This window comes from Microbulbifer maximicatervae (SeqCode) (assembly GCF_052468155.1).
Map to the genome: position 1 here is coordinate 4,999,446 of NZ_CP174335.1, position 12,277 is coordinate 5,011,722.

Sequence of the window (12,277 nt, forward strand, 5' to 3'; positions counted from 1 at the left end):
CTCCCGACAACGTATAAAAGATGCGATTGGCGACAAAAAATCCAAGAGATCACTAAATTTAGCAATCGGCGCCAACGACTAATTTACAGCCAGCCAAGATGTCCGAGTTAAATAAGCGTCAGTAAATTGAGCAATTGAGTACCACTTTGCTCAAAGAGCAGCCATTTGCAAATGGTTATTGCCGTTGTTAATTTACAGCGCTCTAGCTATTAAAAAAAATTGTAAGACACTGTACCCAGCGTTCTTTCCCGGCACCCACTCCTTTGCAGCCCAGGGCTGGCGGGCTCTGCCGCGAAAGTGGCTACTGACTCAGCACCTCTACCCACAATTTATCCACAAACAACTACATAGTTATTCGCCTTGAACTGACCCGCCTACCGCATTATCTTGTAGCGCACTCGAGGCCGACCCCCTATATATTGGGGTAGAGGCTCAAGAGCACCCCCATTATGTGGGGCAAATTCCGGCGCACCACCACACTTTTTGGCGGTGGGCGTCAGGCGCTGCTTTTTTCAAAGCAGAATCAGAGGTAAGCGGGCGGAATGGAATTTCCGCCACAGGCAGCAGCTGGCAAACCTTTTCAGATAGCCGGTGACAAGCCGCCTGTTTCCAGTGTCCACAGCTGTGGATAAACACTGGCAAAGCGAAGGACACGCTCCGCCATGCCACACAGTCATGTGGCCGCCGTTCTTTTGAACGCACGCGGACAGACAACAGAACAAACCTTTCGGAGATTTACATGCACACAGAGACAGGGCGCTCTCAAGCCGTGCCTGCGGAAAAATCAGGCACCTCCAGCGACCAGGCGACTGGCGGCACGACTCTGGCCGCTACTGCACCGGGCCAGATCCGCGTAATCAAGCGCAATGGCACCGTTGTACCCTACGACGACAGCAAAATAGCCGTCGCCGTGACTAAAGCCTTCCTCGCTGTTGAAGGCGGCACCGCCGCTGCTTCCAGCCGTGTCCACGAGCAAGTTGAAGAACTGGTCAGCCAGATCAGTGCCACCTTCAAACGCCGCATGCCCTCTGGCGGCACTATCCACATTGAAGAGATCCAGGACCAGGTAGAACTGGCCCTGATGCGCGCCGGTGAACAAAAGGTTGCCCGCGACTACGTACTCTACCGCGAAGAACACGCCCGCCTGCGCGCAGAGAAAGAAAAAACTGCTCAAATTGCCGAGCAAGCCGTCGATGCCCACCCCAGCATCCGTGTAAAGCAGGACGATGGCAGCCTTGCACCTCTGGATATGGAGCGCCTGCGCACCGTTGTCAAAGAAGCCTGTGAAGGCCTGAAAGATGTCGACAGCGCGGCAATTCTTAACGAAGCCCTGAAAAACCTGTACGACGGTGTTTCCGAAAACGATATCAATACCGCGCTGGTAATCACTGCGCGCACCTTGGTTGAGCAGGAGCCCAATTACACCTTCGCTACCGCCAGCCTGCTGCTGGACAAGCTGCGCTCCGAAGCTCTGCGCTTCCTCGGTGTTGCCGAGCGCGCCACCCAGCACGAGATGGAAAAGCTGTACGCCTCTACCCTGCCCACTTACGTGAAAAAGGGTATCGAGCTGGACCTGCTGGACCCTGCGCTGGCCACCTTCGACCTGGAAAAACTCGGCGAAGCTCTAAAAGGCGAGCGCGATCACCAGTTCACTTATCTGGGCCTGCAGACTCTGTACGACCGCTACTTCCTGCACAGCGACGATATTCGTTTCGAGCTGCCGCAGATCTTCTTTATGCGCGTCGCCATGGGCCTCAGCATCAATGAAGAGAACAAAAACGAGCGCGCGGTAGAGTTCTACAACCTGTTGAGCTCTTTCGACTACATGAGTTCCACCCCGACCCTGTTCAACGCCGGCACCCTGCGCCCGCAGCTGTCCTCCTGCTACCTGACCACGGTACCGGACGACCTGCACGGCATTTACGGCGCGATCCGCGATAACGCCATGCTGTCCAAGTGGGCAGGCGGTCTCGGCAATGACTGGACGCCGGTGCGCTCCCTGGGTTCCTATATCAAAGGCACCAACGGCAAGTCCCAAGGTGTTGTGCCCTTCCTGAAAGTGGCCAATGACACCGCAGTAGCCGTCAACCAGGGCGGTAAGCGCAAAGGCGCTGTCTGTGCCTACCTGGAAACCTGGCACCTGGATATCGAGGAATTCCTAGAGCTGCGCAAAAACACTGGTGACGACCGCCGCCGCACCCACGATATGAACACCGCCAACTGGGTCCCCGACCTGTTTATGAAGCGCGTGTTCGAAGATAAAGAGTGGACCCTGTTCTCCCCGGCCGATTGCCCGGACCTGCACGATCTGTTCGGCACCGCATTCGAAGAGCGCTACAACCACTACGAGCAACTGGCTGCCGAAGGCAAGCTGCGTCTGTTCAAGAAGATCCGCGCACTAGACCTTTGGCGCAAGATGCTGGGCATGCTGTTCGAAACCGGCCACCCCTGGATCACCTTTAAAGACAGCTGCAACCTGCGCAGCCCGCAGCAACACGCCGGTGTGGTTCACAGCTCCAACCTGTGCACCGAGATCACTCTCAACACCAAGGCCGACGACGAAATCGCCGTGTGTAACCTGGGCTCCGTCAACCTGGCTCAACACATTGGTGAGAACGGTGAACTCGACCGCACCAAGCTGGCCAATACCGTAAAAACTGCGGTGCGTATGCTCGATAACGTTATCGACATCAACTACTACGCAGTTGAAAGTGCACGTCAGTCCAACATGCGTCACCGCCCTGTGGGCATGGGCCTGATGGGCTTCCAGGACGCACTGTACAAAGCCGGCATCGCCTACGCTAGCGATGAAGCCGTCGCCTTTGCCGACAACACCATGGAAGCGATCAGCTTCGAAGCCATCTCCGCTTCCAGCGACCTGGCTGCCGAGCGCGGCAAGTACCAGACCTACGAAGGCTCCCTGTGGAGCAAAGGTGTTCTGCCGCTGGATTCCATCCAGATCCTGGCTGAGCAGCGCGGACAGCAGTTTATCGAACAGGACACCAGCTCCACTCTGGACTGGGATGGCCTGCGCGAGAAAGTAAAAGCCCAAGGTATGCGCAACTCCAACGTGATGGCGATCGCTCCTACTGCAACCATTGCCAATATCACCGGAGTTTCCCAGTCGATCGAACCGACCTACCAAAACCTGTATGTGAAATCGAACCTGTCCGGCGAATTCACCGTAGTAAACCCCTATCTGGTACACGATCTGAAAGATCGCGGCCTGTGGGATCAGGTCATGGTTAACGACCTGAAATACTATGAAGGTTCTGTACAGAAAATCGATCGCGTACCGGAAGACCTGAAAGCGAAATACCGCACCGCGTTTGAAGTGGAGCCGCGCTGGATCGTGGATGCTGCCAGCCGTCGCCAGAAGTGGATCGACCAGGCCCAGTCCCTGAACCTGTATATTGCCGGCGCCGACGGCAAGAAGCTAGACCTGACCTATCGCATGGCTTGGTTCCGCGGCCTGAAAACCACTTACTACTTGCGCGCACTGGCTGCCACTACCACAGAGAAATCTACGGTAAATAGCGGCACCCTGAACGCGGTAAGTGCACACGGCGGTAGCAACGGAGTGGCTGCGGCAGCACCTGCTGAACAAGCTGCACCCGCACCGGCCGCAGTGCCTCAAGCCTGCTCACTGGACGACCCAGATTGCGAGGCCTGCCAGTAAAATTTAAGCCCCTTTTTTATAGGGGCTGCACTGACTCTCGGGGGAGAGCGTCGTAACCGCAAGTGCGGGCATGACCATGCGCAGCGACCCCGGTCCACCCATTATTTTAATAGTGGGTAATACCATAGGGACCGGGGATCGGCTGCGGCTTATTTTCCCGAGAAAACCCAGTGCAATTGCCAGCGAAAATTCAGTGCAAATAAATGCACAAAAGCGCAGCAAAAATTGATCTGGCACAGGATTTTCTGTGCCCAGGCGAGTTAAAAATACGAGCCTGTAATGAATTATTGCCGGTAAAAAAATCACCGGTATGTCATCCCTGGTTACACACAATTAGTGAGTAATACACCAGGAAGATTTAAGAATTTTTTATCGAACTTTCGATAGTGAGACCGATCAAAAGGGCCAACTATGCTGAGCTGGGACGACATCGACACCAAGCCCCAACAACCTGAAAAAGCAACCGAACCGCGACCGACGCCGGAGGCCCAGGCAAAATCCGTGCAGGAGCCCAGCGCTTCCTACACAGCCGCTCCGGCGTCGCCTGCGGCCCAAAGCGGCTCCACTGCCGTTGATGCCGCCCGTGCCGCAGTTGCTAATATGGACCCGGCTCCCGGCCTGGAAGAACTGGAAATGGGTGCAGCCCGCATCCAGGTAGATGAAAAGCGCATTATTAATTGCCGCGCTGACCTCAACCAGTTGGTTCCCTTTAAATACGACTGGGCCTGGCAAAAATACCTGGACGGCTGCGCCAACCACTGGATGCCCCAGGAAATCAACATGAACAAAGACGTGTCCATGTGGAAAGACCCCAACGGTCTAACCGAGGACGAGCGTCGCATCGTGGAATACTCTCTGGGCTATTTCTCCACCGCAGACTCCCTGGTTGCTAACAACCTGGTATTGGCGATCTACCGTCATATCACCAACCCGGAGTGCCGCCAGTACCTGCTGCGTCAGTCTTTTGAAGAAGCCATTCACACCCACGCCTACCAGTACTGTGTAGAGTCCCTGGGTATGGACGAAGGTGAAGTCTTCAATATGTACCGCGAAGTGCCTGCGGTTGCCAAAAAAGCGGCCTGGAGCCTGTCCCACACCCAGGCCATCGGTGATCCCAACTTCAAAACCGGCACCGTTGAATCCGACCAGGAGCTGCTGCGCAACCTGATCGCCTTCTACGCTGTCACTGAGGGTATTTTCTTCTACTGTGGCTTCAGCCAGATCCTGTCCATGGGTCGCCGCAACAAAATGACCGGTGTTGCCGAGCAGTTCCAGTACATCCTGCGCGACGAGTCTATGCACCTGAACTTCGGCATAGACGTCATCAACCAGATTAAGCTGGAAAATCCACACTTGTGGACAGCGGAATTCCAGCAGGAAGTGACCCAGATGATTCTCGAGGGCATGGAGCTTGAAGTAGCTTATGCCCGCGACACTATGCCCCGCGGCGTACTCGGCATGAATGCGAATATGATGGAGGAGTACCTCCAGTTTATCGCCAACCGCCGCCTTAGCCAGCTGGGCCTGAAAGAGCAGTTCCCTGGCGCTCAGAACCCATTCCCGTGGATGTCTGAAATTATGGACCTGCGCAAAGAGAAAAACTTCTTTGAAACCCGCGTTATCGAATACCAAACCGGCGGCGCACTGCAGTGGTAAGCGCTTCCTGGTTAGCGAATTACTAAAAAGGAGAAAGTGGTCGCTCACAGGAAGAGAAGTATTGAAAACGGGCTTAATGCCCGTTTTTTTTATGCGCGATTAGCAGAGTCTTATCAAAATATTTAACGGGCCTTTAGTTTTAAATATGGCGGGGTTGAATTTAAATTAGCAATCCCCACGTTACCACTCAGGAGTGGACTGCACCTCAAGCTATTTTCACCCTCAAATTTCAACGGCAAAGGAAGCTGAATGAGCACCGATTTAAAGACCGACAACAAAAAAACTATTTTTTCCATACTTGTTTCAGGCATATTGGTCGGCGCTGGATTTCAGATAGGATTTACTGAGATTCCAAGTTGGAAAGAGGTTATTGTGGCAGGCACAGCTAGCCCTTTGATCTCAGCGGTTTTAATCATGCTAACTAATCTTATACCTCATGACATCAAGCATAAGTTAATTTTTACTCGGTTGTTCAACGAAATGCCAGCTGGTCGAATACATAAGCTCATTCGAAAAGACCCTCGCCTAGACGTCATCCAGGCCCAGACAAAGTGGCCGGAAATATTTGCAAAAGATACAACCGCAGACCAACGTAATAGTTTTTGGTATCAGAAGATATATAAGCCTGTGAAAGAAATCCCGGGAGTACAACAATCTCATCGCGACTTTCTGCTTTACAGAGACGTTTTCTCAGGTTTTATTATGTTATTTCTCATAGCTACAGGTTGGCATTGGTTTGGTGATCGAACCCTAATCGGCCCAATTTTACCATCTGTTTTTTATATTCTCGGTATATTTACGTTTCTATCGCTATTAGCAGCCCGGTTTACAGGTAAACGATTTGTTATCAATGCTGTTGCCGCAGCCCAATAATCTGGTCATGGACCAAGGAGCTATAGATGAGCGCAAAAATCACTTTTTTCCCAGTGGGAAATGGCGACATGACGTTAATTCGGCTAGCAAACACTATTGCCACCAGTCTTCTGATTGATTGCAAGATTCGAGCAGCCGCAGATAGTCCAGATGATCCTACCCCTGATGTCGCTAAAGAATTGAGAAAACGTATCAAAACTGATAACGATAACAGGCCTTATGTAGATGGCATGCTACTCTCGCATCCAGATGAAGATCATTGTTTAGGTCTAGAAAAACATTTTTGGCTCGGACCAATTGAAGACTACGCAGATGATGATAAGCCAGAGAACGAAAAGCGAATTATTATTAGGGAGATGTGGTCATCTCCCATGGTATTTCGTCGTGCCTCAAAAAATTTGACCCTTTGTAGTGATGCGAAAGCATTTAGCAGTGAGGCCAGAAGGCGTGTACAAGCCAATCGCGACCATAATTTTGCCGTTCCCGAGGGGGATCGTATCCTGATTCTTGGAGAAGATGAAAATGGTAAAACTAATGATTTAGAACCCATTTTGATAAAAGCAGGTGAATCTCGTAAAGGAGTCAATGGAGAAGGCTTGGATTATTTGACTTGGAAGCTATTGGGCCCAATGGCAAAACAGGATGATGATACCGAAGAGACCCTCTCTAAAAATGGCTCCAGTGTCATTATCAACTTTAGTATTAAATTTTCGGAATATGAGTCAAGCTTTAGTCAGTTCCTAACTGGTGGCGATGCAGATGTTTCCATATGGGAAAAGATTTGGGCAAACTTCAGCTCGGAAGATTTAAAGTATGACCTACTTCTAGCTCCTCACCATTGCTCTTGGCGGACCTTATCCCATGACAGCTGGTCTGAAAAAGGTGAGGAAGCTGTGGTTTCAGCCGATGCACGTTCTGCGTTATCCCAAAGCAACAGTGGCGCAATAATCGTCTCTAGTAGTAAACCCATTAACGGGGATGATGATGATCCACCATACATCCGCGCAAAACGTGAATACCGCTCAATGCAAGACGGCAACGGATTATTCAAATGTACAGGAGAAGAGCCCAGCAAAGCCAAACCCGCTCCGCTAGAGATTGAGACAACCGGCTCTGGCTTCAAAATTTGTGTTGCTGCACCTGCTGCAATAGCCGTTGCTGCAAGTAGTCCGAGTCGAGCAGGCAATGGCAACTGAGTACTTTGAATGGGGAACACCAGTTGCCGAAGCAGACAATGAAGCCATTCCAGAAGCCCTAAAAGCCTTTAGGGATGTTTGTGAGGAGCATTCTGCATGCGAAGTGCAAGGCTATTGTAAAGACGTGGCCTTAGGGAATTTCATGGTCACGCTGGAGATCGGCGATGGTACATTTGAGATTAATAATACGGCTGGTATTTTACGAGTTGAGTTGATAGCGGTTGTCTATACGCCAAACAGTAATTCTCATTGGGAGGTTCGTCCATTACGTCGAGATTTTCCAGTCACGATACACCAAAATCATGTCCTTGAAGGCGAGCCTCGCTCGCTTTGTCTATATATTGAAAACTGGAAGTCGGTAGAGCGTTCCTGGACACCACAGTCTTTTCTAGGACGTATTTTATGGTGGCTGAGGTCAACAGCTGAAGGCACTATTCACGAGGACGACCAACCGATTGAGCAGCTATTTTTTAATAGTTCTACGACCATCCTATTACCTCGCGACCACTTTGAGAAAACCGAAAACCTGGAATATCATTTGGTTTTCACGTCCTACCAACCTAATGGCTCAAGTCGCTCCACGCTTCGGGGACAGTATGTTCCGGCAAGTAATATAGATGAACAAAAGACCTCTGCGTGTATACCCATTTCACTAATCTTAGATCCCATTGAAAATGGGCCTGTAGAGCAATACCCAACCAGCCTCGGCCGGCTTCAGGATATGGTTACTGATCGAGGAGCTGATATCTTAGAGCCACTGAAATCCATGATTCGTAAAAGAGTTGGATCAACGGGCTTAACCGGCCAGGAATCCTCGAAAGCACAATTTGTGCTTGTTATTTTAGGTATTCCTCGCTGTCGTAATGGAAAAGTTGAGAAAACTGAACTCCTTGGATTTGCAATTAATACTACACTAAGCAAGCTTGGAGAATCTCTCGGAACACTATTTGAATCACCTACAGATAAGAAATGGTATGTAGATACCTCAATAGGTCAATCAAATACAAGTGAATCTGAGAAATGGCGAGAACTACGTTTAGAATTAGTTCAGGTTCAACTTTTTCCATCACAAGAAAACATCAGGCTCTATTCAGGCCTATCGGCTACCGAACCTGGGCCAACGGGGGTCATAGCTGGTTTAGGGGCACTGGGTAGCACCATGGCCCATCTATGGGCTAGGGAAGCGTGGGGCAATTGGCATTTCATTGATGATGATATTCTCCAAGTACATAATGTTGCACGCCATATTGCAACGCATAGAGCTATCGGCTTAGCTAAAACACATATATCTCGACTAATTATCGATGACCTATTTGAGCAGCCTAAATCATCTACTGACAGAGACTATATAGGTAGTATCACAGATGATACTCCAGAGCTTTTAAACATATTAAAAAATGCAGAGATACTAGTTGATGTCACAACTACTTTGTACGTTCCACGTGAATTGGCAGAACGGAATGATGTGCCAAGGGTAGCTAGCGTATTTTTCACTCCATCTGGATCAGCATCAATCCTTTTACTTGAAGACAAACAGCGTACTATTCGTAGTAGTCACTTAGAGGCACAGTATTACCGCGCAATACTAACATCCAACTGGGGAAGAACCCACTTAGACGGACACCATGGTCAATTTTGGGTGGGTGCCGGATGTCGTGATGCCTCAGTCGCAATATCAAATGAATTAGTTCAGTTACATGGTGCCACTTTAGCTCGCCAGCTTCGAAAAACTACTTCGAGTCCCCAGGCAAAGATTTGTGTTTGGGACTATGATGACCAGTCTGGTGCGATTACCCCTTATGACATTCCTGTTGCTAGAGTTCAAACTGTATCTATTGCCGGTTGGAAAATAGTTTGGGATTTAGACTTTGAAGAAAGTATCCAAACTGAACGTAGGAACCAATTACCAAATGAGACCGGTGGCATGTTGCTGGGGATTGTCGATCAAAAAACTAAAATCATTGCACTGGTATCCTGGGTTGGGCAGCCCCCAAATAGCATCGCGAGCCCAAGTAGCTTTCTTCGAGGATCAGAAGGCCAAGAAGAAATAATAAATGAAACACAACGGAGGACAGCTGGAATTGTATCATATGTTGGTGAGTGGCACTCACATCCACCTAATGTAACAGCTAGCCCAAGTTGTGATGACAAGAAGCAATTAGCTTCGATCACTGATGAATTCACAACCAGTAGTACGATTCCTATCATGCTAATTGTAGCAGAAGGTAGTATTGGGTTCTGTATGCAAAGAGAATACGTTCTTATTCGAAACCAACTAAAAAATACAGAGCAATAACCCTCTTAAGTATACCTAGATGTGACTTCGCTGCACCGCTACCGTTTGTAGCGGTCTAATCCCTCTGGAAACTTCGCTAAGATGGTAAAACTACCAAGCGAGGTGAAGTAAAGTAATTACGAATGGTATCGTCGTAGTGATAGCCCAATAGAAGGCCAGATTTAGTAACTATGCCATCGATTGAAGGCCTTATTTGCAGAATCTCGACAGAGCTTAGGAAGCCGTCGGTTAATGAAGCTGTTACACAAAGAAGGCTCTGAAGTTACTCGCAATCGAGTCCGCAAGCTGATGAAAAATTTAGGCTTGGCAGTAAAACACCAAAAGTGATTTACACTAACAACAACTAGCAAGCATCAACTGCCAGTTGCTGAAAGTCTTCTGAATAGGGATTTCTCATCGAGTGCCGAGAATCGAGTTTGGACGACTGGTATTACCTATATATAGACTTTGCAGGATTGGTTGAACATGGCGGTAATGATTGACCTCTATTCGCACCGGATTATTGGTTACATCTAGATCGTAAGATGGAAACAGCCTTGGTAACTCGTGCGTTGATGATAGCTGTTATTTTGCTTACGCTCCCAAAGGACCACCTGTATCATTCTGATCGTGGCAGCCAGCATGCCAGTCATACCTACAAAACAATATTGAGGTTGTATGGAATGGTGTGCTCAATGAGCCGTAAAGGAAATTGCTAAGACGACGCACCGACTAAACGTTTCTTTAGCAACTTGAAGCGGGAATACTTAACGCGCAACCTCTATCCAATAGGGGAGGATGCGATAGCAGATGTGAGAGCCTATATTGATTATTATTCACGATGAATACATACAGCACTGGGGAACATGGCCCCTATCGAATTTTAGAAATGTGCTTAAAGAAGTGTCCGGTTGGATTTGACCACAACTAATACTTACAATTTCTCACACCACATATACAGCATTACGTGATGTTACCTCCAGTAGTGTAGCAATAAAGCTCATAAGAGGTAGTTTTGTTGGATTAATTGATCTTTACTGTAATACTGGGACTGAATAGTTATATCTAGCATACACTTCTAACTAGTATCTTTCTTTCAAAGCTAGCTAGTTGGCATGAACTACCACGAACGTCCTAGCTTGTGCGTGTAGAAACTAATAAATCGACTGCCAGCTGATTGCCACTACAAAGAGTGTCAGTAGTCATGGGGATCTAGAGATTAACTCATCTGAGAGTAATCCCGACACCCGAACTAAGTTATAATATTCTTCCAAAGTTTCCGCCCGTAATACTGTGTAATATTAATCTCTCTCAAAAATGATAAATTTGAAAAAATTTACTTCATACAGAGGCCCAAGATGGCTGTATTTCTTTTCGATCTATCATCTATAAACAATGGTAACTTCACTTATAGCTCCGGCCCTCAAATATACGCCAATGGGATAAAGAGATTAAAAAAACATTTTTCTTTAAACAGAGATAGTAAGTTCCCAACTAGGGTCTTTATTCCCATAGAGCGAAGATATAATCTTGGAGTTATATTTTATATTAGAAATAGCGATTTATGGTTGACGGGCTATTCTACAGGAGGAGTAACGGGCCAACCAAAAAATCTATTTACTTTACCTGATATCAAGGGGAACATAGTATCAAAAAATACAAAAATTCTACCTTTTGATGGCAGCTATCCTTCTATGGGATTTACAAGCAGTTCCACTAAAAAAATTAGTATTTATGATGCCTATGAATCTTCTAAACATCTTTATTACAACTCAGACTCCACCAAAGAAAGATTACTTCACAAAGATTATGCCGAACCATTTGGCAACATGGCTATTTTTCTTTCTGAAGCAATAAGGTTTAACACCATATCTACTTCAATAAAAGATGGAGCCGTACCAATTAATACCTTACTTAAAGACGCGAAGAACTGGAAAAACTATAGCAAGCCAGACAGTGATTTTAATGAGAAAGTCGACATAAAACATCTCAATTATATTTAAGCAACTTTGGGCACTACTGTGATCAAGATACCACTCTCTTCAGCCTCAGCCACTCAGACGTGGAACCTTAAGACGGTGCCAAGAATACACCAACAACAATAAACGGTTCTACAAGACGAGGGGGTAGATCATCAATATTTAGTGAGCCCAGCTCAGTGCCAGCATTGAGCGATAGAGTTCGGTATTAATGGTCAGCGTGTTTGTCTGACTTACACAAACTCCCTCAGCAATAGCTAACCATAACTCAGCGTGCCTTAGCTGCAATTAATGGGGCCTATAAACCGAATAGAAGAAGATGATTGCAAGGGTTTCAAAAGATGTCTATCAAATCTCCATCTATACTAACGCCATGGGCTACGTGAGGCTTACCGTAAAGGAGCATAAGAGACCTTTCTGACTATACAGTCACACATACTCAGCCGACCTTATGGCCCTTACTCTTCAGATTGAGAGTATCACCCCTTTCTCTTAGTCGCAGCTTCATCCCTATCGGAGTAGAAGTAGGAAACTGCCGCTTTATCAACTCTTCCGTTGGTCAATCGAGATGGAAAGCGGTCCCCACTCCACATAAATGAGCTTTAATAAAGGTTAAGTC

The 12,277-nt window shown here is 47.9% G+C and carries 7 protein-coding genes; all 7 read left to right on the plus strand.

Annotated features, from left to right (window positions below; all coding sequences use genetic code 11):
- Window positions 1-739 precede the first annotated feature (739 nt).
- The 7 genes from ACJJIY_RS21555 to ACJJIY_RS21585 all read left to right on the plus strand — a co-directional run bounded on the left by ACJJIY_RS21555 (window position 740) and on the right by ACJJIY_RS21585 (window position 11,682).
- Complete coding sequence (locus ACJJIY_RS21555) at window positions 740-3,679, plus strand: ribonucleoside-diphosphate reductase subunit alpha (RefSeq protein WP_444907549.1); 2,940 nt, start codon at window positions 740-742, stop codon at window positions 3,677-3,679.
- A 411-nt stretch (window positions 3,680-4,090) separates the two neighbouring features.
- Complete coding sequence (locus tag ACJJIY_RS21560; protein WP_108734126.1) at window positions 4,091-5,335, plus strand: ribonucleotide-diphosphate reductase subunit beta; 1,245 nt, start codon at window positions 4,091-4,093, stop codon at window positions 5,333-5,335.
- A 249-nt stretch (window positions 5,336-5,584) separates the two neighbouring features.
- Window positions 5,585-6,208, plus strand: a complete 624-nt coding sequence (locus ACJJIY_RS21565; RefSeq protein ID WP_445358802.1) for a hypothetical protein — start codon at window positions 5,585-5,587, stop codon at window positions 6,206-6,208.
- A gap of 26 nt (window positions 6,209-6,234) precedes the next feature.
- A complete protein-coding gene (gene mblB / locus ACJJIY_RS21570) occupies window positions 6,235-7,404 on the plus strand; it encodes an anti-phage 6A-MBL system MBL-fold protein (protein WP_445358803.1) in 1,170 nt (389 codons plus the stop codon).
- Window positions 7,394-9,700 carry an anti-phage 6A-MBL system cap2_3 protein gene (gene cap2-3 / locus ACJJIY_RS21575; protein ID WP_445358804.1) on the plus strand — a complete coding sequence of 769 codons (2,307 nt, stop codon included), beginning with the start codon at window positions 7,394-7,396 and terminating at the stop codon, window positions 9,698-9,700. The genes mblB and cap2-3 overlap by 11 nt, the downstream gene beginning before the upstream one ends.
- A 231-nt stretch (window positions 9,701-9,931) precedes the next feature.
- Window positions 9,932-10,027, plus strand: a complete 96-nt coding sequence (locus ACJJIY_RS21580; protein ID WP_445358805.1) for a hypothetical protein — start codon at window positions 9,932-9,934, stop codon at window positions 10,025-10,027.
- Between the two features lie 1,010 nt (window positions 10,028-11,037).
- Window positions 11,038-11,682 (plus strand): ribosome-inactivating family protein, encoded by a 645-nt coding sequence (locus ACJJIY_RS21585; protein WP_445358806.1) that lies wholly within the window; start codon window positions 11,038-11,040, stop codon window positions 11,680-11,682.
- Window positions 11,683-12,277 lie beyond the last annotated feature (595 nt).